This window comes from Elusimicrobiota bacterium, assembly GCA_016182905.1.
In the GTDB taxonomy this organism is placed as follows: Bacteria; Elusimicrobiota; Elusimicrobia; order UBA1565; family UBA9628; genus GWA2-66-18.
The window spans coordinates 24,160-44,025 of sequence record JACPFR010000051.1 but is presented as its reverse complement, the minus strand read 5'-3'; the positions used below and the strand labels follow the sequence as shown (position 1 = coordinate 44,025).

Sequence of the window (19,866 nt, the reverse complement as noted above, 5' to 3'; positions counted from 1 at the left end):
TCAATCGGGAGAGTCCTGGCGGCGGCGGGGCGTTCAGAAGCCCGCGGTCTCGCGGACGAAGTACGGCCTCATGTCCTTGAGGTCGTAGTAGATGCGCACGAGGATCTCGGCCAGGAGGCCGATGAGCACCATCTGGAAGCCGATGAGCAGGCAGAAGATCGCGACCTGGAACAGGGGCTGGTCCTTGACGAAGATGCCCAGGTAGAACTTCTTGTACAGGGTGTCGAGGCCGAAGGCCACGCCGAGCAGGCCCATCAGCACTCCCCCGCCGCCGAACAGGTAGATCGGCTTGCCGAGGTAGGAGTCCATGAACTTGACCGTCATGAGGTCGAGCAGGACCTTGAAGGTGCGCGAGATGCCGTACTTAGAGACGCCGCGCGTGCGGGCGCGGTGGTTGACCGGGACCTCGGCCACGCGCGCGCCGAGGAAGCCGGCCAAGGCGGGCACGAAGCGGTGCATCTCGCCGTACAGGCGCAGCGGCTTGAGGTACTGGGCCCGGTAGAGCTTGAGCGTGCAGCCGTAGTCGTGCAGGTGCACGCCGGTCACGTAGGAGATGAAGTTGTTCGCGATGATCGACGGCAGCTTCCGGTCGAGGAAGCGGTCCTGTCGGTCCTTGCGCCAGCCGGAGACGCAGTCGTAACCCTCGTTGAGCTTGGCGATGAGCTTCGGCACGTCGCGCGCGTCGTTCTGCATGTCGGCGTCGAGGCAGACGATCAACTCGCCCGAGGCGTGCTGGATGCCGGCGAGCATCGCGGCGGTCTGGCCGGCGTTGCGGCCGAGGCGGACGGCCTTGAAATCGGGGTATTTCTCGACGAGCTTGAGAAGCTCGTCGTAGGACCGGTCCTTGGAGCCGTCGTCGACGAGGATGACCTCGTAGGGCTTGCCCAGGGCGTTGAGCGCGGCTGAGACCTCCTCCCCCAACGCGGGCAGGTTCTCCTCTTCATTGTAGACCGGGATCAGGGCCGACAGGTAGGGCTTGGCGCTCACCGCGGCGATTCTACCGTTTTTTATGGAGCGATGGAACTTTTTGGGCGCCTCGATCGTATGATAATGGAGGTCCGCGAAGTCAGCGGCTGATCATGAGCGGGATTCTAAGGATGCTTGAATTCAGAGAACGGCCCTGTTACACTGGAGGCATGGGCCTTTCCTCGTATATCGACGCTGCGGTGGCCAGCGCACGCTTCAAAACCCTGGAAGACAAGACTTGCTTCGGCGAGATCCCTGGTTTCAAGGGCGTTTGGGCCAGCGCCAAGACGGCGAAGAAGTGCCGGGAAGCCCTGCGGGAAGTGCTTGAAGACTGGATCGTCCTCAAGCTGAGAAGCGATGAGGCCCTGCCGGCCGTACGCGGCAAGCGCTTGACACTTCCCGAACTCACGCGTGCCTAAGCCGCTCAAACGGCGCGAACTCGTCGAGAAGCTGCGCGAGCACGGGTTCGACGGGCCATATGCGGGCGCCAAGCATCAGTTCATGGTCAAGGGCGGACTGAAGCTTCGTGTCCCCAATCCTCACAGGGGCGACATCGGTGAACCCCTGCTTCGAGAAATCCTGCGTCAGGCGGAGATCGATCCGAAGACTTGGTAGGTTCATCCCCGATAAAGCGTAAGGCCGGCGCTCGTGCGAGCGCCGGCCTCTTTTGTCGATCGGACTTTAGGCGGCGACGGCCGTCTTGTCCATGTTCTTGACGATCGCCTGGCCGAACTCGGAGCACTTGATCTTCGTCGCGCCCTGCATCTGGCGCTCGAAGTCGTAGGTCACGGTCTTGGCCTGGATGGTCGCCTCGAGGCCCTTGATGATCAGGTCCGCGGCTTCCTGCCAGCCCATGTGCTCGAGCATCATCACGCCGGAGAGGATGAGGGAGCCCGGGTTGACCATGTCCTTGTTGGTGTACTTCGGGGCCGTGCCGTGCGTCGCCTCGAAGATCGCCACGCCGTCGCCGATGTTGGCGCCCGGTCCGATGCCGAGGCCGCCGACCTGCGCGACCGCCGCGTCCGACAGGTAGTCGCCGTTCAGGTTCGGGGTCGCGATGACCGAGTACTCGTCCGGGCGGAGCAGCAGCTGCTGGAAGGTCTGGTCGGCGATGCGGTCCTTGATGAGGATCTTGCCGGCCGGCATCTTCCCGTTGAGGTCGTCCCACAGCTCGGCCTCGGTCACGATCTGGTCGCGGAACTCGGCCTTGGCCACTTCATAGCCCCAGTCGCGGAACGCGCCTTCGGTGAACTTCTGGATGTTCCCCTTGTGCACGAGGGTGACGGAGGTGCGCTTGTGGGCGATGGCGTACTTGATCGCCATGCGGATGAGTCTCTGCGATCCGGTCTTGGAGATCGGCTTGATGCCGATGCCGCTGTCGGGGAACGGGATCTTGACCTTCATCTCGTTGGTCAGGAAGTCGTAGACCTTCTTGTTCTCCGGCGTGCCCTGCTGGAACTCGATGCCGGCGTAGATGTCCTCGGTGTTCTCGCGGAAGATCACGATGTCGAGCTTCGACGGGTCCTTGACGGGGCACGGGACGCCTTTGAACCAGCGCACGGGGCGCACGCAGGCGTACAGGTCGAGCTTCTGGCGCAGGCCGACGTTGACCGAGCGGAAGCGGGGCGTGATCCACTCCGACTTGCACTTCGGGCAGGCGGCCGGGCGGTCCATCAGCTCGGCGGCGCAGTCGAGGCAGACGAACTTGAAGGAGCCGGCGGGCGTGGTCAGCGGTCCCTTGAGGCCGACGCGGAACTCCTTGAACGCGGCGACCGTCTCCTCGGGGAGGACGGTGTCCTTGTCGTAGGCCTTCAGCGCGGTGAGGCCGGCGTAGACCTCCATCCAGGCGATCTTGCGCTTGCCGCCGTAGGCCTTGTCGACGGCGCCGTCGAGGACGATCTTGGTGGCCTTCCAGAGGTCGAGGCCGGTGCCGTCTCCCGGGAAGAAGGGGATGATCGGGTTGTCGGGGACTTCGAGCTTGCCGTTCTTGTAGCCGATCTTGGTTCCGGCGGGGACGGTGTACTTGGGCATGTGATCCTCTCTAGGTGACGCTGTTGTGATGGAAATAAGACTATTAAGCTCACACGTGTTGCAACGCTTTGGCCGCCGCCTTGATGGCGCCGAGCGCGGCCTCGTACATGTCGGAAACGGTGCCGCTGTTGTCCGAGTGCGAGAAGTAGATCGGGGCCATGTCGCGCCGGGTCACGGGCTGCAGGCGCGAGAAGGAGCCGGGGGCCGACATCGGCATGGGGTGGCCGCGGCGGTAGACGCGGACCTCGCGCAGGTGGTCGGCCCAGCCCGGGAACATGGTCAGGAGCTCGTCGGCGGTCGCGTGCGCCTCCCCGAGGACCTCCTCGTCGTCGAGCAGGTCGGCGCGCGCGGCCTCGGTCTTGGGGGCGTACACGGTGACGACCTGCTTGCGGTCCAGGTCCCCCCCGTCGGCGTGAGTGACCCAGTCGGCGGGGATGAAGTCGGTGAAGTGGCGGGCGCCGACGGCCCAGTTGTCGTAGTTGAGGTTCCAGACGACCTTGTCGAAGCAGAGGTTGTAGACGAGGTAGGGCGCGTAGCGCATCGCCTTCATGGCCTTGGCCTGCTCCTCGGGGATGTCCGCGACGACGTGGCGGGCCATGTACTTGGGGATGGCCATGACGACGGCCTTGGCGCGCACCGTCTCCGGGCGGCCGTCCTTCATGAAGGAGACGAGCGCCCGTTTGCCCTCGCGGCGGACGGCGAACACGGCCGCGCCGGTGACGAAGCGCTTCTTCTGGTCCTCGGGGAAGCCGGCGAACAGCTGGCGGGTGACCATGCCCAGGCCGCCCTCGAAGGTGCGGCGCTCGCAGGGGGCCCACTCGTGCACGGCGTGCAGGCCGACCAAGGCGGAGGTGTCCTTCGTGGCCGCGCCCCAGTTGGACGGGCCGAAGTAGTCCCAGTACTTCTGGACGCGGCCGTCGTAGCCGGAGAACAGGTCGGCGAAGGTCATCGCGTCGAGCTTCGCGGCGTCCTTGACTCGGTCGAGCTTGGCGGTGTCGCGGATGAAGCGGCGGAAGTCGTCCTGCACGGGCTTGGGATAGGGGAGCTGGGCGTAGCTCGGATAGTCGGGGTCGCTGTTCCAGAAGTCCTTGATCCACTTCCCGTCCCAGTGGGCGGAGTCGTTGCCCTTGATGATCGGCGGGTTGACGTTCCAGCGCTTGAACAGGGCCTTGACCTCCTCGTTCTCCAGGGAGAGCCAGGCCGAGCCGGTGCAGTAGTTCAGGCCTTCCCAGGTCTCGGTCCAGCAGTTGCCGCCGACGTGGTCGTCCTTCTCGAGCATGAGGAAGTCCGAGCCGAAGCAGCGCTCGGCGGCGGCGAGGCCGGAGGAGCCGCCGCCGACGACGACGACGTCGAGGTCTCGCGAGGGCGGCGGCAGGGACTTGAGCAGGCCGTCGCGGACGTCGTGGCAGACCTTGTTGCTCTCGCTGCCGAGCCGGGCCCCGGGGATGGAGGCGGAGCCGGGGCCTTCGACCTTGCCTTGGGGCGCGCAGCCGAACGGCGAGGCCGAGGCGGCGCCGGCGATGACCCACTTGATGAAGGAACGCCGCGAGATATCCATTCCGCGAATTAAAGCAATTTTAGCGGACCTGGAATGAGGAGGGGTCGTCGAGGAAGGAGGCGGCGTCCTCGGCGCCGTGGGCGAGCATCTTGGCGAGGCCGGCGGCCCGGAAATCGAGCATCATCGGCTCGAGGCGCCGGGAGGGCGCGAGGCGATGCACGCGCGGCGGGCGGTCCGAGAGGAGGAGGGGCTGAAGGCCCTCGTCGACGAGGCCGCGGCCCGCGTCGCGGCAGCGCTGGTCGAGGCCGCGCCACGGAGTCCACCAGCGCCTGCCGACCTCGTCGGCGCGGACCATCTCGAGGACGAGCACGTCGGCGCAGGCGGCGAGCGGCGAGAGGTCGAGCGGCAGCGGCATCGGCACGCCCCCGTCGATGAGGCGGCGGCGGCGGCCGCGGTACTCGAGGTCCACGGGCGGGAAGGCGAGAGGGATCGCGCAGCTGCCCGCGGCGTGCTCGATCAGCGGCCCGTCCCATCCGTCCCGGCCGCCGGGCGTGAAGCGGGCGTTGAGCGGGGAGCCCTCGGCCGGGCAGGCGGTGACGATGGTGAAGTCCGCGCGCAGGGCGGCCATGGCCGCCGCCTCGTCGCGCGCGGCGCCGAGGAAGGCGCGCAGGGGCTCGGCGGAGAACAGGGAGAAAGGGCTCAGCCGCGGGCTCAGGCGCAAGGCGCCGGCGCCGAGGGAGCGCCAGCGGGACATCGCCTCGGGCAGGCGCTCGAAGGCGAGCGCGGAGCCGTTGATCGCCCCGATGCTGTAGCCCATGACGACGTCGAAGCGCAGGCCCCGGGCGACCAGCGCCTCGAGCGCCGCGGCCTGCCAGGCGCCGAGCGCTCCCCCTCCCTGAAGGAAGATGCCGAACGGCTCAGCGAAGGAGGCGGGCGTAAAGCGCCTCCTGGGAGCGGACCATCCCGTCGATGTCGAACTCCGGGCCGATCGCGGCCGCCGCCGCGGCGCCGAGGCGCTCGCGCAGGGACTCGTCCTTCAGCAGCTCCGTCACGCGCCGCGCGAGCGCGGCGTGGTCCCCGGGCTCGACCATGAACCCGTTCTCGCCGTCCTTGATGAGATCCGTGACGCCGTCGGTCGCGTAGCACACCGCGGGCAGGCCCGACCTCATCGCCTCGACGAGCGCGCGGGGCAGCCCCTCCCAGAGCGAGGTCATGACGAAGACGTCCGCCGCCGCCAGCCATTGCGCCGCGTCGCGGCGCCAGCCGAGGAACAGGACCTTGCCCTCGAGGCCGAGCGCGAAGGCGCGGGCCTCGAGCGCGCGGCGCTGGGGGCCGTCGCCGAGGAAGACGAAGCGCGCCTCGGGCGCCTCGGCGAGGACCTTCGCCGCGGCGGCCACGAAGTCCCCCGCGTTCTTTTGGGGCTTGAGGTTCCCGACCGATACGACGAGGAGCTTGTGCATTCCGACGCCGGCGGACATCTTGAGCTTGGCCGCGTCCACGGGCGCCGGCAGGCCCGCCAGCGCGACGCCGGAGCGGATGAGGACGGCGTCCTTCGGCCGCACGATGTCGTGGGCGGCCGCATAGTCGACGTTCGCCTTGGAGACGAAGACCAGCGCGTCCGTGAACCGGGCGCAGAGCCGCTCCAGGAAGACGTAGAGGTTCTTGACGAACGCCGGCTGGCGGTCGTGGAAGCCGAAGCCGTGGTAGGTGTGCACGACGACGGGGACGCCCGCGAGCACGGCGGCGAGGCGGCCGAGTATGCCGGCCTTGGAGCTGTGCGTGTGCAGGACGGCGGGCCGCTCCGCGAGGAAGATCCTGGCGAGCTCGAGCAGGGCCAGAAGGTCGTAGAACGGAGAGATGTCCCGGAGCAGCGAGTCCACCCAGACGACCTTGATCGAGGGATCGGAGAGGACTTCTTCATCCAGGATCCCGCCGCGGCCGCAAACGAGGAGGGGCTCATAGGCGTCGCGGTCCAGGTTCCGGACGGTATGCAGCGTGTTCTGCTGGGCGCCGCCGAGATCGAGGCGGGTGACGAGGTGGACGACCTTGACGGGCATGGGGCCCATGATACTACTTGCTCTTGGGCTTCTTGTGGAAGTCGAGCGTGCGCTTGTAGGGGCCGACGGCGGCGGGAACGGCCGCCTTCGGGGCCTCGGGATGGAGGAAGTCCTTCACCTCGAGGCGCGGGAAGTAGTGGCGGACGATCTCCCTCCAGGGCGCGCCGAGGGCGGCCTGACCGAGGGCGCCGCCGCGCGGGAAGCCGAGCCCGGCGCCGGTTCCGGCGCCCCAGAGGATCAGGCGCGAGAGGCGCTTGCCGTCCATCAAGGGCTGCACGGTGAAGAGCGTGGAGCGCAGCGAGTTCGGCCCCAGGAGCTCGTCGATCTCCTTGCGGCCGGAGTACAGCGCGGCGCCGTCCGTCCCGATCACCTCGAGCGCGCGCACGCGCCCGGACCGGGTGCGTCCCGCCACGCGCACGCGGCGGATCGTGCCCAGGTCCTTGCGGCGCTCGACGCGCAGGCGCATCTCGCGCGCGTCGATGACGCGCATCCAGCGCGTGGCGTTCGGCGTCGCCACGGCCGCGGCCTCGCTGAAGAGGCCTTGAGGCGGCGACTCGTGAGTGTAGCGCTCGAGCTCGACGGGCGTGCGCCAGGGGATGCTCGGATGGGCGGAGTCCTGCACCGAGACGAGGTGCTCGAGGCCCGGCTCGCCGGTCTCGGCGCCGTCCTCCGTGGTGCCGCCGCTGTCGACGTGCTGGAGGACGCGGGCAGCGCGTCCTTTGAGCGCGAGCGCGATGCCCTCGGTGTCGACCACGGCCTCGGCGGCGGAGGTCATCTCGCCGCTGACGCCGATGGTGCGCTGGGTGGAGTCGTCGTCGAGCAGGTCGCAGCGCTCGAGCGTCTCCTCCCGGTTCTCCGCCGCCCAGTACGCTGCGGTCCGGGAGACGACGGCCTGGGCGCGCAGCGCCTGCGGAGGGCTGTCGATCGGCAGGAGCAGGGAGACGACGCCGATCAGGTACTGCTCGACGGGCGCGACCTGCACGAGCCGGAAGCCCCAGGGATTGGGTACGACCTCGACCGAGCCGCGCACCTCCCGGTCTCCGGGGTCCACGCCGATCTGGTCCGTGATCTTGGCGGTCTTGATGAGGACGGACCCGCGCTTGGCGTCGGGCACGAAGGAGAACGGCGTCTTCGAGGTGAAGAGGATGTTCCTCGAGGCGTCGCGCACCTCGACGAGGCCGTTCTCGGGGCGGAAATCGATCTCCCACTGGTCGAACGGGCGGCCGTTGTCGCGCAGGACGCCGTGGGACACGGAGTTCACCTTGAAAGGGCTGTTCGACATGACGTACGCGCGCGTCATCACCGCCGGCCGCCCGTCGGGCGCGCCGTACAATCCGACCCGGATCGGGCGGGTGTCGGCCGGCACGGGCGTGTCGGTGCGCTCGGGGTCGAGCACGGGCCGCGCGATGCGGCGCACGCCGGCGGCGGCGTCGAGGTCGCCGGTGATGAAGCGGCCGGCCTTGTCGTAGGCCTTGCGCGCGTCGGCGTCCTTCGCGTCGAGCGAGAGGACCTTCTTGTAGGCGCGCCAGGCCGCGCGGTTGTCCCCCGCCGCGGCCAGCGCCTTGGCGAGGCCGCGCAGCGCCTCGTTGTTCGCCGGGTCCACGTCGACTGCCTGGCGCAGGTAGGTGAGCGCCGTCTGGCGGTCGCCGCTCATCAAGGCCGCCTCGGCGGTGAGCTGGGCGGAGACGGAGATCGCGTACGGCCCGGAGATGCCCGCGCGCCGCAGCGGGGCCTCCGCGGCCTTGGGCTTGGCGTCGAGGATGTATGACAGCCCGAGCCCGACGTTGGCCTCGGCCTGCATGGCCGTCGTCGACGACCGGTCGATGGCCCTCGTGAAGGCGTCCCGCGCCTCGCGCTGGCGGCCCGTCGCGAGGTAGGACCAGGCGCGCTGGTTCCAGGAGAACCCGTCGGCGCCTTCCAGGAGCGAGGCTTTCAGCCACTGGGCGGTGGCCGCCTCGTGCTGGCCCAGGTCGCGCAAAGTCAGGGCGAGGTTGATCTCGGGCTCGGGCGCGGCGACGCCGAGCTCGGACAGGTACCGCCACGCGCTCTCGGCGTCCTCGTGGCGCCCGGCGAGGAAGGCTCCTCTCGCCGTGGAGACGGCCTCGGCGGCGTCGGCGGCCGCGCGGGCGGCCGGCGGGAGAAGGGCGCCGGAGAGCGCCAGGAGGACCGCCGCCGCTTTCCTCATCGGCGCGCGGCCTTGCCTTTCGGCCGGGGCGTGTCGAACACGTCGGGGTTCATGTCCTCGGCCGCGGCGGGCCGGAATGACTCCTTCTTCTGGGGTATGGCGAGGCGCAGTTTATTGAGGCGCTCGACGGCCGCGGAGCGGTACGCCGGCGTGTCGAGGCCGAGCGCGTTGTCGGCGAGGCGCTGGAACTTGTCGACGTTGAAGCCGTTGGCCTTGGCGGCCGCGATCTCGGCGCTGACGGCGCGGTGCAGCCCTTTGAGCTTCGCCGACTCGCGGGCCTCGGACGTCTTGATGATGTCGGCGGCCAGCGGCGAGGAGGCCTCGGCGGGCGGGTGCATCATGAGGTCGGCCCGGCCCTGCGCGTAGCCTCCCCAGCGCCCGCCGGCCCAGACGGCGGCCAGGATGACCGAGCCGACGATGATGACGCGGCGCTCGAGCAGGCGGAGCAGGAGGTCCATGGGCCTTAGGCCGGCTTCGTCGGCGGCGGCTCGGGAGCGGGGCTCTCCGGCGGCTTCGCTCCCGGCTTCTCCGTCGTGGTCAGGATGACGATCTTGTTGGCGATCGCGGGCAGGCCCGCGCACTTCTGCATCATCTCCTCGATCTCCTGGGCGATGTACCAGGCGAGGATCTTCTGGTCGTTCTGGCGGATGTGCTGATGCGCGAGCAAGGACATGTCGTGCAGGGTCTTCATCGAGTTGGAGACGCGCGAGGAGGCGCGCATCACGCCCGTGGCGAACTTCCCGGCGGCGACGTCGTACTCGGCGATGCGCTCCATCCCGGCCAGCAGCCCGGTCAGGCCCGAGAGGTCCATGCCGAACGTGCGCAGGTCCCGGCGGAAGTTCTGAAGGTCGTAGCCGTACATCGTGTCGTTGTCCTTCATGTTGTTCTTCGCCGCGGCGGAGATCTTCTGGGCGCGGAACAGCAGGTCCTCGAGCTTGGACTTGACGATGCTGATGCGGTCGGCCGTCAGGGACAGCGTGCCTTCGAGCTGCTTGAGTCCTGGGACTAGGTCCATGTCACTCCTTCAACAGGTCGTCCAAAAGCGTCTCGTCGGCCGGCGCCGAGTCGGCCGGGGACTTGGCACCCCTCGCCTTCGCCGCGCGCTTTGCGGGGCTGGGACGGGCGGGCTTGGCCGGCTCTTCGGCGGACTCCTCGAGGGCGGGCTCGGACGGAGGCGCGTCTCCGAGCATCGAGTCGAGCGTGTCCTCCTCCGGCGCCTTCACCGGCGCCTTCGGCTTGACCTTCACGGGCTTGGGCTTCGGCGGCGCGGGCGGCGCCGCGGCCTTGCCGGTCAGCACCGACTTGGCGGCGGCGTTGCGGCCGATCAAGGTCTTGCCGTCGAGGTCCACCTCGAACTCGTAGGCGATCGTAGGCGCGCCCGGAGCCGAGCTGCGGGCGAAGTAATTGACCTGGACGCGGCTGCCGGCGAGCGGATCCGCCATCCACGGCGAGAGGTTCCCCGCGGACGGGGCGAGGTCCTCGAGCGCGCGCTCGAGCGTGCGCTCGCCGGGCAGCGGCCAGGCCTTGGCGAACGCGACGGCGAGTTCGCGGGGGTCGGGCGCGGCGGCCGGCGCGGGCGCCGGCTCGGGCGGAGGCAGAGGCGCCGGCTCGAGCACCTCGGGGGGCGCCTTCGGCTTGCGCAGGCCGGGCACGAACCCGCCCATGACGGCGAGGACTCCCAGCGCGGCCGCGCCGAGGACGGCTCCGATCATCAGCGCTTTCTTCCCCTTGGCGGGAGGAGGAGGGGCCGAGACGCCGGGCGGCTCCGCCTCGGCGGACGGCAGAGGCGCCGCGTCGGGCGCGAGCGCGCCGCCGGACGCGTCCGCGAACGCCGTCGGATCGAAGTTCGGAGCGGAGCCCGGGGCCTCGGCGGCGGCCGGGGGCATCGAGGCTTCGAAGGAGGGCAGCGGCGAGACCTCGTTCGTCGGGAACTCCATGGCCGGCACGGGAACGGGCTGAGCGCTCGCGGCGGGCGGAGGCGGCGGCGCGATGTCGGTGAACGGCGTCGGCGCCGGGCCCGGCTTGGGCGCGGACATAGGCGACATCGGCGGCTGCTGCGCCTTCGCCGCGACCGCGGCGGACGCGGCGGCGGAGGCGGCCTCGGCCGCCAGTTCCGCTTGGCGGGCCTTGGATTCCTCGAGCTGGCGGCGGAGCTCCTCGACGTCCTTGGCGAGGCCGGTCAAGGTCTGGCCCTGCTTCTCCACGTCGCTCTCGACGCGCTTCTCCTCCTCCACGGCCTTGTCGAGCGTCTCGCTCAGCAGGCGCACGGAGGCGAGGCGCTCCTCGAGCCCGGCGATCTGGCGCTTGAGCTCCTCGGACTCGCGCAGGCGAGCCACGGCCTCGCTGCGGATCTCGCTGGCCTCGCGGCTCTTGCCGGCGAGCTCCTGATGCACGGAGGAGAGCTCGGCGTCCTTCGCGCGCAGCCCTTCCTGCAGCTGGAGCACGACCTCCTCGAGCACGGCTACCTTCTCCTGGATGCTCCCGAGCTGGGCGAGATCCTTGAGCGTCGGCTCCGGGGGCAGGCCAGCGATCGAGAGCACCGAGGTCTTGCCCCCGTGAGCGCTCGCGCGCACCAGCGCCACCGAGAGATCGGGCACCATGCCGGCGCGCTGCCAATCGCCCATGCTGGTCCCGCGTCTTCCTTCCGGGCAGACGAGGCTCTCGGGGGAGAAGACCGAGATCTTCTCCATCTCGTCGGGCGCGTAAGGGCCCAGCACCTGATTGTTCTGGAAGATCCAATATTTCATGGGTCCTACGATTATAAAGGAGGGACGCGTCCGCTCGGTGTCGGAATTGTTAACCCTCGCATCCCTTCAAGAGTACCCTCCCGAGGCCCCGGCGTCAAGAGTTGGATTTATTTTACGGATTTTGCTATCATCCTCTTCCGACGGATCGGTAGCTCAGCGGTAGAGCAAACGCCTCTTAAGCGTAAGGTCGTGGGTTCGATCCCCACCCGGTCCAAAATTTATCTCACGACGGGCGGGACCGAGCGTTCCTCGGTCCTTTCTTTTAATAACGGGCGAGTGGCGGAACGGCAGACGCGCACGGCTTAGGACCGTGTGCCGAAAGGCGTGGGGGTTCGAGTCCCCCCTCGCCCATTCCAGACCCTCGCCGGAGGCAACATGGGGATCTTCTCAGCGCTGAAGTCGGACAAGCCGAAGTTCAAGAAGCTCAAGGAGGAGGGCTGCGTCGTCACGCTCTCCGTCGAGGTCGCTCCGCAGGAAGTGACCGACCAGTCCCAGACCGCGCTGATGCGCCTGCAGTCCCTGGCCCGCATCCCCGGCTTCCGCGCCGGCAAGGCGCCGCTCGACATCGTCAAGCAGCACTTCGCCGGCCGCGCGCGGGAGGAGGCCATCGACGCCCTGATCCGCAAGCACGTGCCCGCCGCCCTCGAGGACCTGAAGCTGCGCGTCGTCGAGACCCCGACGGTCTCCGACGTGAAGTGGAAGGACGGCGAGCCCCTGGTCATCACGGTCCAGGCGGAGATCGCTCCGACCCCCGTCGCCAAGGACTACCTCAAGATCCCCGTGACCCGCAAGCCTCAGGCGGCCGACGCGGCCGCCCTCGACAAGCGCATCGAGGAGCTCCGCGACGCGCAGGCGCGGCTCGACGTCGCCAAGGACGAGACGGTCGGCGAGAAGAACTTCGTCGTCATCGACTATTCCGCCTCCCAGGGCGGCAAGGCCCTGCCGAACGCGAAGGGGACCTCCGAGCTCGTGGATATGTCGTCCGAGCAGAGCGTCGAGGGCCTGAGCCAAGGCCTCAAGGGCATGAAGCGCGGCGAGACGAAGACGATCAAGGTGAAGCTCGGCGGCAAGGAGACGGACCTCACGGTCACCGTCACCGAGATCAAGACCAAGGTGCTTCCGGCCCTCGACGCCGAGTTCGCCAAGGACATGGGCATGGAGAGCCTCGACGAGCTCAAGGGCAAGCTGAAGGAAGTCCTCGACCGCGAGGTCAAGTCCGCCTCCGAGTCCGACGTGGTGCGCCAGATCGAGGAGGCGCTGGTGAAGGCGAACGTGTTCGCCCTGCCTCCCTCCATGGTCGAGCGCCAGCTCGAGGGCATGATGGACCGCATGCGCCGCCAACTGATGGGCGCCACCCAGCTCTCCGACAAGGTGCTCAACGACCTTCGCGCGAAGCTCCAGCCGAAGGCCGAAGACGAGGTCCGCCTCGCCTTCGTGATGTCCGCGATCGCCGAGAAGGAGAAGATCGAGGTCACCGACGCCGAGCTCGCCTCCGAGCTCGAGGCCGGCCTCAAGGACGCCGAGAACGAGGCGAAGAAGAAAGAGCTGACCGAGATATTCTCCAAGCGCAAGGACCAGATCTCCCACATGATCCGCGAGCGCAAGACGCTCAACCTGCTCAAGGAGAAGGCCGTCTACACCGAAGCCAAGGCTTAAGGCCCGGGGACGGCCCACAGGCGCCGGCGAGAGCTCGCCGGCGCCTTTTTTGTGCCTTGAAGAGCACGCGAACTCGCACCGGGAATAGTCGGCGTGCCGTTGGCGGCACGCCGTCGCTTGCCCGCACTTGAGCCCGATTCCCAGAAAAGCTATCGTGTAGATATGCCCGCCATCCTCCCCCAAGTCCTCGAGAAGTGGAACCAAGGCTCCGCCGTCGGCTACGACATCTTCTCCCGCCTGCTGAAGGAGCGGATCATCTTCGTCGGTGGTGATGGTGGAGCAGTGACCACCGACTCCGCGAACCTCCTGATCTCCCAGCTCCTGTACCTCGACGGCGAGGACTCCGAGAAGGACATCCACATCTACATCAACTCCCCCGGCGGCATGGTCACCGCGGGCCTCGCGGTGTACGACACGATGCAGTTCATCCGCGCCCCCATCTCGACCTTATGCATGGGCATGGCGATGAGCTTCGGCGCGGTGCTGCTGGCGGCCGGCACGAAGGGCAAGCGCCTGATCCTTCCTCATGCGCGAGTGATGATCCACCAGCCGTTGATCCGCGGCGGGATGCAGGGCCAGGAGACCGACATCCGCATCGAGGGCGAGGAGATGGGCCACACCCGCAAGCGCCTCTCGGAGATCCTCGCCAAGCACACCGGCCAGCCCTACGAGAAGCTCGACAAGGACGTCGAGCGCAACTTCTACCTGTCGGCCGAGGAAGCCGTCGCGTACGGCCTCGTCGACAAGGTCGTGCCCGTCAGCAAGATCCTCCCGGGGTTCAAGCCTTGAGCGAAGCCAAGAAGACGCCTCCCGCCCGCCCGACGCGCCTGCCGCTGCTCGCGGTCCGCGACGTCGTGGTCTTCCCGCACATGGTCCTGCCGCTGTCCGTCGGCCGCCCCAAGTCGGTGAAGGCGATCGAGGCGGCCATGAAGGACCACGCGAAGTTCCTGTGCGTCGTCGCCCAGAAGGACGTGACCGTCGAGGACCCGAAGACCGAGGACGTGTACGGCATCGGCGTGCTCGTGGAGGTCGTGCAGTACCTGAAGATGCCCGACGGCACCCTCAAGGTCTTCCTGCAGGCGCACGCGCGCGCCGCCGTCAAGTCGATGGAGTTCGACGAGGCGGGCGGGCACTGGAACGCGGTCCTGACGTACCCCGAGCCCGCCGCGAGGCTCTCTGCCGAGACGAAGGCCCTGATGCGCCACGCCATCGAGGTCGGCGAGGAGCACTCGAAGTTCGCCCGCCGCGCCCCCGCCGAGATGCCCGCGCTGGGCGCCATCGAGGACCCCTCCGAGCTCGCCGACAAGCTCGCGGCGGCGTCCGTCATGAAGGCCGCCGACCGGCAGGCGCTGCTCGAGGTCCTCGACGCGAAGGCCCGCCTCGAGAAGCTGATCGTCGTGCTCAAGGCCGACATCGAGATCCTGACGCTCGAGAGGAAGATCCATACCCGGGTCAAGACGCAGATCGAGAAGACCCAGAAGGAGTACTACCTCAACGAGCAGATGAAGGCGATCCAGAAGGAGCTCCGGCAGAAGGACGACTTCGCCCAGGAGATGGAGGAGCTCAAGAAGGCGATCAAGGACGCCAAGATGCCCGAGGACGCCGAGGCCGCGTCGCTCAAGGAATTAGGGCGTTTAGAAAAAATGGCGCCGTTCTCCCCCGAGTCCACGGTCTCCCGCACCTACCTCGACTGGATGACCCACCTGCCCTGGTCGAAGCGCACCAAGGACGTCATCGACCTCGAGAAGGCCCAGGCCGTGCTCGACGAGGACCACAGCGGCCTGCCCAAGATCAAGGAGCGCGTCCTGGAGTACCTCGCCGTCACCAAGCTGACGAAAGGCCTGAAGGGCCCCATCCTGTGCTTCGTCGGCCCTCCCGGCGTCGGCAAGACGTCTCTCGGCAAGTCCATCGCCCGCTCGCTCGGCCGCAAGTTCGTGCGCATGTCGCTCGGCGGCGTGCGCGACGAGGCCGAGATCCGAGGGCATCGCCGCACCTACATCGGCTCCCTGCCCGGCCGCCTCATCCAGCATCTTCGCAAGGCCGGCACGCGCAACCCCGTCATCCTGCTCGACGAGGTCGACAAGATGGGCTCGGACTGGCGCGGCGACCCGTCGGCCGCCCTGCTCGAGGTGCTCGACCCGGAGCAGAACGCGTCGTTCCTCGATCATTACCTCGACATCGAGTTCGACCTGTCCCAGGTGATGTTCATCTGCACGGCCAACGACCTCGCCGGCATCCCGGTCACGCTGCGCGACCGCCTCGAGGTCATGACCTTCTCCGGCTACACCCTGTCCGAGAAGGTCTCGATCGCGAAGTCGCACCTGCTCGCCAAGGCGCTCGAGGCCCACGGCCTCAAGCCCGGCCAGCTCGTCGTAGAAGACGACGCCCTGGAGCGCGTCATCGAGGAGTACACGCGCGAGTCCGGCGTCCGCCATCTCGAGCGCGAGATCGCCTCGCTGTGCCGCAAGGCCGCGCGCAAGGTCCTCGCCGAGAAGGCGGAGACCGTGGCGATCGCCCCCGCGGACATCCCCAAGCTCCTCGGCCCCGCCAAGTTCCCGCGCGAGAGGAACTCGTTCAACACCGTCGGCGTCTCCACGGGCCTCGCCTGGAGCGAGGTCGGCGGCTCGACGATGGCCATCGAGGTCGTGGCGGTCCCCGGCAAGGGCGACGTCAAGATCACCGGGCGGCTCGGCGAGGTCATGACCGAGTCCGCGCAGGCCGCGCTCTCCCACGTGAAGTCGGTCGCCGTCGAGCTCGGCATCCCCGACGACGCCTTCAAGCGCCGCGACTTCCACATCCACGTGCCCGAGGGCGCGACCCCCAAGGACGGCCCCTCCGCGGGCATCGCGCTGGCGACCGCGCTGGCGAGCCTGCTGTCCGGCCGCGCCGTCGTGGACGGACTGGCGATGACCGGCGAGATCACCTTGCGCGGCCGCGTGCTCCCGATCGGCGGCCTGAAGGAGAAGGTGCTCGCCGCGGACCGCGAGGGCCTGAAGACCGTGCTCTTCCCCGACGGGAACGTCAAGGACCTCGAGGAGATCCCGGCCGAGGTCCTCAAGCGCGTCAAGATGGTCCCGGTGAAGCACTTCCGCGACGTCGCCGCGCTGGCCCTCGGGCCCCTACCCGCTTCCGCGCCGGAGGCCAAGCCCTCGTGGCTGGCTCCCGGCGCCGTCGTCCCGAAACCCAACCCCAGCACCCAGAGACCTTCATGACCAAGAACATCATGCTCACGCCGGGCCCGACGCCTCTTCCCCCCTCCGTGCTCGAGGCGATGTCCCGCCCGTTGATCCACCACCGGACCGCGGAGTTCGGCAGATTGTTCGTCTCCGTCATCGAGGACATGCAGTTCGTGTACCGGACGAAGAGCTCCGTGCTGATGATGACGGCCTCCGGCACCGGCGCGATGGAGTCGGCGGTGATCAACCTCCTTTCCCCCGGAGACCTCACCATCGTCTGCACGACCGGCGCGTTCGGCGACCGCTTCGTGAACATCCACAAGGCCTTCGGCCTCAAGCCGCTGGTCCTGCCGTTCGAGTGGGGCACCGCCGTCGACGGCGAGGTGCTGCGCAAGGCGCTCAAGGAGAACAAGGGCGTCAAGGCCGTGTTCCTGCAGCATACGGACACCTCGACGGGCGTGCTCAACGACATCAAGACGCTCGCGAAGATCGTCCATGAGGAGTCCGACGCCCTCGTCGTCGTGGACTCCGTGTCGGGCCTCGCCTGCGAGCCTTTGGAGACGGACGCCTGGGGACTCGACTGCGTGGTGACCGGATCGCAGAAAGGTCTGATGAACGCTCCGGGCCTCGCCTTCGCGGCCGTCTCCGAGAAGGCGTGGAAGGCCGTCGAGACCTCCAAGCTGCCCAAGTTCAATTTCGACTACAAGCTCATCCGCAAGTCGCTCGCCGACAAGGAGACGCCCTGGACGCCCGCGATCTCGATCGTGGCCGGCCAGGCCGCGGCTCTCAAGATGCTCCGGGCCGAGGGCATGGAAGCCTGCTGGAAGCGGCACGACGACCTGGCCGCCCACGCGCGCAAGCTGCTCACGGACAAGCTCGGCCTTCCCTTCTACTCGAAGAACCCCGCCAACATCCTGACCGGCGTCGTCCTCCCGGCGGGCGTCGACGGCACGAAGCTGCTCGGCGACATCCTGAAGGAAGAGGGCATCTCCATCGCGGGCGGCCAGCTCCACCTGAAGGGCAAGATCTTCCGTCTCGCGCACATGGGCTACATCTCCAAGTCCGACATCGAGGCGGGCGTGGACGCGCTGGCCAAGCGCCTGGTCGGGGTCAAGGCCTAGAGTGCTCAAGCTCAAGGTCCTCGTCACCGACAAGATCGACCCGGCGGGCCTCAAGCCCCTCGAGACGCATCCCGGCATCGAGCTCGTCTACCTGATCGCCCCGAAGCCCGACGACCTCGAGAAGGCCCTGCCCGGCGTCGGCGCCTGGCTCGTGCGCTCGGAGACGAAGATCACCGCGGACTGGATCGCGAAGGCGCCGGACCTGCGCCTGATCGGCCGCGCCGGCGTCGGGGTCGACAATATCGACCTCCCCGCGGCGACGCGCCGCGGCATCGCCGTCGTCAACGCGCCCGCGGCCAACACCTTGGCCGCGGCCGAGCACGCGGTGGCCCTCATGCTGTCTCTCGCGCGTCACGTCCCCAGGGCCGACGCCTCGACGCAGGCCGGCAAGTGGGAGCGCGGCAAGTTCATGGGCGTCGAGCTGTTCGGCAAGACCCTCGGCGTCGTGGGCCTGGGCCGCATCGGCCGCGAGGTCGCCAAGCGCGCGCAGTCCTTCGGGATGAAGATCGTGGGATTCGATCCGTTCGTGACCGACGCCCAGGCGCGCGAGATCGGCATCGAGCCGATGACCTTTCTCGACGTGCTGGCCTGCTCCGACTTCGTCACGCTCCACGTGCCAGGAGGAGAGAAGACCAACGGCATGGTCAACGCGGCGGCGCTGGCGAAAGCGAAGAAGGGCCTGCGGATCATCAACTGCGCGCGCGGCGAGCTGATCGAGGACCAGGCTCTGGCCGAGGCGCTGAAGTCCGGACAGGTCGGCGGCGCCGCCCTCGACGTGTTCCACTCCGAGCCGCTGCCCGCGGACAACCCCCTGCGCGGCTGCCCGAACCTCATCCTGACCCCCCACCTCGGCGCCTCCACGGCCGAGGCCCAGAGCCGGGTGGCGACCGAGCTCGCCTCCGCCGTCATCGACTTCCACGACAAGGGCATCGCGCCCAACGCCCTGAACATGCCCGGCTTCGACCCGCTGACGCTCGCCTCTCTCGGCGAGTGGGTGCCCCTGGCGGAGTCGATGGGCCGCTTCCTCGCCCAGACGCTCGAGGGCGGCGTCAGCGAGTTCACCTGCTCCTTCGAGGGCGAGTTCAAGGGCGCCGAGCGCCGGCCGCTGGGCGTCTCGGCCCTCAAAGGATTCCTGACGCCCATCATGGGCCCGGGCGTCAGCTGGATCTCCGCGCCCGCCGTCGCCGCCGACCGGGGCATCAAGGTCGGCGAATCGACCGACCCGAAGTGCTCCGAGGGCGTGCGCCGCATGCTGACGCTCACCGCCGCGACGGACAAGGGCCCGGTCTCCGTCTCGGGCGCCGTTCTCGCCCCCGGCGAGCCCCGTATTTTAAAGCTCGGCGGCCTGCGCATCGACGTGCGGCCGCAGGGCAAGATGATCGTCATCGCCAACACCGACGCGCCCGGCGTGATCGGCCGCGTGGGGACCTGCCTCGGGAAGGCGGGCGTGAACATCGCCGACATGCGCGTCGGCCGCCGCTCCGCCCACGGCGAGGCCGTCATGGTGCTCAACGTGGACGAGGACGCCTCCCCGGCCGTGCGCGGGGAGCTCACCCGCGTCGAGGGCATACGCCGCGTGCACTGGGTGGAGCTATGACGGCGGTCCGCCCGTGAGCGCGCCGGCGAAGTGCCCTCTGTGCGGCACCAAGCTTCAGCCGGAATGGGAGTCGTGCCCCAATTGCCCGATGTCGTTCCTGGACGCGGCGCCCGAGAAGGGGGCGCTGCAGAACGACACCTTCCGCAGCTTCGGCATCCCCATCCTGTTCTTCGGCGCGCTCGCCTACGGGATCTGGGCGTTCAGCCAGTACCTGTGGCGCACCGCCGAAGCGGGCGCGAAGGGCGCCGTCGTCGAGGCGCTGAAGCCGACGGGCGCCTCCTCCCCCCTCATCAAGGGCGGCGGCGTCGTGCCCAGCGACAGCGCCGGCATCCAGGGCCTCGTCAACGAGCAGAGGACGGGCCGGTACGACCCGACGGGCCGGGACCCAATGCCGGAGACGAAGCCCGTCGAGGAGGAAGGTCCCGGGATCGTCTCCATCATGGCCGAGAAGGGCGCGCGCCCCAAGGCCGTCACCGAGTGGAAGATGCGCGGGACGATCTACGACCTGATCACGCTGAAGCCGGTGCCCGGCGTGCACATGATCTTCACCGACAACGAGACGAACTCCCGCGCGCAGATCAAGACCGACGAGCAGGGCCGCTATCGGGCCATCCTGCCGGCGCTTGCCGGCCGCGGCTACCTCGTGACCCTGTCGAAGACGGGCTACCAGAAGTCCTATCTCGATCCGGGCACCGAGGGCGTCGCCGACATGCCGCTCGAGCGGCGCAAGGAGATCGTCTCGGAGCTGTCGTCGCTGATCGCCGAGCCCGCCGCGCTGCAGCCGAACTCCGGCGATCCTCTCTTGACCGACTTCCACATGGCGCCCAAGTAA

17 protein-coding genes and 2 tRNA genes are annotated in these 19,866 nt (G+C 68.6%); 10 read left to right on the top strand and 9 right to left on the bottom strand.

Annotation, left to right across the window (positions count from 1 at the left end):
* Nucleotides 1–33: 33 nt before the first annotated feature.
* Nucleotides 34–987, bottom strand: coding sequence for a glycosyltransferase family 2 protein (locus tag HYV14_15400; GenBank protein ID MBI2387374.1), 954 nt, complete (start codon nucleotides 985–987; stop codon nucleotides 34–36).
* A gap of 149 nt (nucleotides 988–1,136) precedes the next feature.
* On the opposite strand from HYV14_15400, the gene HYV14_15395 reads away from it, so the two are divergent.
* Together HYV14_15395 and HYV14_15390 are read left to right on the top strand one after the other, a co-directional pair.
* Nucleotides 1,137–1,385: a type II toxin-antitoxin system HicB family antitoxin gene (locus HYV14_15395; protein MBI2387373.1), complete on the top strand. Its 249-nt coding sequence runs from the start codon at nucleotides 1,137–1,139 to the stop codon at nucleotides 1,383–1,385.
* Nucleotides 1,378–1,581 carry a type II toxin-antitoxin system HicA family toxin gene (locus HYV14_15390; GenBank protein ID MBI2387372.1) on the top strand — a complete coding sequence of 68 codons (204 nt, stop codon included), beginning with the start codon at nucleotides 1,378–1,380 and terminating at the stop codon, nucleotides 1,579–1,581. Before HYV14_15395 ends, HYV14_15390 begins: the two co-directional genes overlap by 8 nt.
* Before the next feature lie 66 nt (nucleotides 1,582–1,647).
* Here the strand turns inward: HYV14_15390 and icd are convergent, their stop codons facing one another.
* The 8 genes from icd to HYV14_15350 are packed head-to-tail and all read right to left on the bottom strand — an operon-like array spanning nucleotide 1,648 to nucleotide 11,484.
* Entirely contained in the window at nucleotides 1,648–2,997 is a 1,350-nt protein-coding gene (gene icd, locus HYV14_15385) for an NADP-dependent isocitrate dehydrogenase (protein ID MBI2387371.1), read from the bottom strand.
* Nucleotides 2,998–3,046: 49 nt separating this feature from the next.
* Nucleotides 3,047–4,555, bottom strand: a complete 1,509-nt coding sequence (locus HYV14_15380) for an FAD-dependent oxidoreductase (GenBank protein ID MBI2387370.1) — start codon at nucleotides 4,553–4,555, stop codon at nucleotides 3,047–3,049.
* 19 nt (nucleotides 4,556–4,574) lie between these two features.
* Nucleotides 4,575–5,402: a patatin-like phospholipase family protein gene (locus HYV14_15375; protein ID MBI2387369.1), complete on the bottom strand. Its 828-nt coding sequence runs from the start codon at nucleotides 5,400–5,402 to the stop codon at nucleotides 4,575–4,577.
* Between the two features lie 10 nt (nucleotides 5,403–5,412).
* Nucleotides 5,413–6,552 carry a glycosyltransferase family 4 protein gene (locus HYV14_15370; GenBank protein MBI2387368.1) on the bottom strand — a complete coding sequence of 380 codons (1,140 nt, stop codon included), beginning with the start codon at nucleotides 6,550–6,552 and terminating at the stop codon, nucleotides 5,413–5,415.
* A gap of 13 nt (nucleotides 6,553–6,565) precedes the next feature.
* Nucleotides 6,566–8,737, bottom strand: a complete 2,172-nt coding sequence (locus HYV14_15365) for a SpoIID/LytB domain-containing protein (GenBank protein MBI2387367.1) — start codon at nucleotides 8,735–8,737, stop codon at nucleotides 6,566–6,568.
* The gene (locus tag HYV14_15360) at nucleotides 8,734–9,195 is read right to left on the bottom strand and encodes a hypothetical protein (GenBank protein ID MBI2387366.1); all 462 of its coding nucleotides are present in this window, start codon (nucleotides 9,193–9,195) and stop codon (nucleotides 8,734–8,736) included. The genes HYV14_15365 and HYV14_15360 overlap by 4 nt, the downstream gene beginning before the upstream one ends.
* Before the next feature lie 5 nt (nucleotides 9,196–9,200).
* Complete coding sequence (locus tag HYV14_15355) at nucleotides 9,201–9,752, bottom strand: hypothetical protein (protein MBI2387365.1); 552 nt, start codon at nucleotides 9,750–9,752, stop codon at nucleotides 9,201–9,203.
* A 1-nt stretch (nucleotide 9,753) separates the two neighbouring features.
* Nucleotides 9,754–11,484: a hypothetical protein gene (locus HYV14_15350; protein MBI2387364.1), complete on the bottom strand. Its 1,731-nt coding sequence runs from the start codon at nucleotides 11,482–11,484 to the stop codon at nucleotides 9,754–9,756.
* A 142-nt stretch (nucleotides 11,485–11,626) separates the two neighbouring features.
* Between HYV14_15350 and HYV14_15345 the strand changes: the two genes are divergently transcribed.
* The 8 genes from HYV14_15345 (at nucleotide 11,627) to HYV14_15310 (ending at nucleotide 19,866) form a co-directional block, all read left to right on the top strand.
* Nucleotides 11,627–11,698: transfer RNA gene (locus tag HYV14_15345), tRNA-Lys, on the top strand.
* 56 nt (nucleotides 11,699–11,754) lie between these two features.
* Nucleotides 11,755–11,835 (top strand) — tRNA-Leu (locus tag HYV14_15340).
* A 24-nt stretch (nucleotides 11,836–11,859) separates the two neighbouring features.
* Nucleotides 11,860–13,140 carry a trigger factor gene (tig, locus tag HYV14_15335; GenBank protein MBI2387363.1) on the top strand — a complete coding sequence of 427 codons (1,281 nt, stop codon included), beginning with the start codon at nucleotides 11,860–11,862 and terminating at the stop codon, nucleotides 13,138–13,140.
* Nucleotides 13,141–13,302: 162 nt separating this feature from the next.
* Nucleotides 13,303–13,929 carry an ATP-dependent Clp protease proteolytic subunit gene (locus tag HYV14_15330; protein ID MBI2387362.1) on the top strand — a complete coding sequence of 209 codons (627 nt, stop codon included), beginning with the start codon at nucleotides 13,303–13,305 and terminating at the stop codon, nucleotides 13,927–13,929.
* Between the two features lie 80 nt (nucleotides 13,930–14,009).
* Nucleotides 14,010–16,352: an endopeptidase La gene (gene lon, locus HYV14_15325; GenBank protein ID MBI2387361.1), complete on the top strand. Its 2,343-nt coding sequence runs from the start codon at nucleotides 14,010–14,012 to the stop codon at nucleotides 16,350–16,352.
* Nucleotides 16,349–17,437 (top strand): alanine--glyoxylate aminotransferase family protein, encoded by a 1,089-nt coding sequence (locus tag HYV14_15320; protein ID MBI2387360.1) that lies wholly within the window; start codon nucleotides 16,349–16,351, stop codon nucleotides 17,435–17,437. Before lon ends, HYV14_15320 begins: the two co-directional genes overlap by 4 nt.
* Nucleotide 17,438: 1 nt before the next feature.
* The gene (locus HYV14_15315) at nucleotides 17,439–19,034 is read left to right on the top strand and encodes a phosphoglycerate dehydrogenase (GenBank protein MBI2387359.1); all 1,596 of its coding nucleotides are present in this window, start codon (nucleotides 17,439–17,441) and stop codon (nucleotides 19,032–19,034) included.
* A 13-nt stretch (nucleotides 19,035–19,047) separates the two neighbouring features.
* The gene (locus HYV14_15310; GenBank protein MBI2387358.1) at nucleotides 19,048–19,866 is read left to right on the top strand and encodes a hypothetical protein; all 819 of its coding nucleotides are present in this window, start codon (nucleotides 19,048–19,050) and stop codon (nucleotides 19,864–19,866) included.

Bases quoted from the DNA above. Each gene is read 5' to 3' on its own strand.
- HYV14_15395 (MBI2387373.1), top strand. From the start codon at position 1,137: ATGGGCCTTTCCTCGTATATCGACGCTGCGGTGGCCAGCGCACGCTTC.
- icd (MBI2387371.1), bottom strand. From the start codon at position 2,997: ATGCCCAAGTACACCGTCCCCGCCGGAACCAAGATCGGCTACAAGAAC.
- HYV14_15380 (MBI2387370.1), bottom strand. From the start codon at position 4,555: ATGGATATCTCGCGGCGTTCCTTCATCAAGTGGGTCATCGCCGGCGCC.
- HYV14_15370 (MBI2387368.1), bottom strand. From the start codon at position 6,552: ATGCCCGTCAAGGTCGTCCACCTCGTCACCCGCCTCGATCTCGGCGGC.
- HYV14_15365 (MBI2387367.1), bottom strand. From the start codon at position 8,737: ATGAGGAAAGCGGCGGCGGTCCTCCTGGCGCTCTCCGGCGCCCTTCTC.
- HYV14_15360 (MBI2387366.1), bottom strand. From the start codon at position 9,195: ATGGACCTCCTGCTCCGCCTGCTCGAGCGCCGCGTCATCATCGTCGGC.
- HYV14_15355 (MBI2387365.1), bottom strand. From the start codon at position 9,752: ATGGACCTAGTCCCAGGACTCAAGCAGCTCGAAGGCACGCTGTCCCTG.
- HYV14_15350 (MBI2387364.1), bottom strand. From the start codon at position 11,484: ATGAAATATTGGATCTTCCAGAACAATCAGGTGCTGGGCCCTTACGCG.
- tig (MBI2387363.1), top strand. From the start codon at position 11,860: ATGGGGATCTTCTCAGCGCTGAAGTCGGACAAGCCGAAGTTCAAGAAG.
- HYV14_15330 (MBI2387362.1), top strand. From the start codon at position 13,303: ATGCCCGCCATCCTCCCCCAAGTCCTCGAGAAGTGGAACCAAGGCTCC.
- lon (MBI2387361.1), top strand. From the start codon at position 14,010: ATGGTCCTGCCGCTGTCCGTCGGCCGCCCCAAGTCGGTGAAGGCGATC.
- HYV14_15320 (MBI2387360.1), top strand. From the start codon at position 16,349: ATGACCAAGAACATCATGCTCACGCCGGGCCCGACGCCTCTTCCCCCC.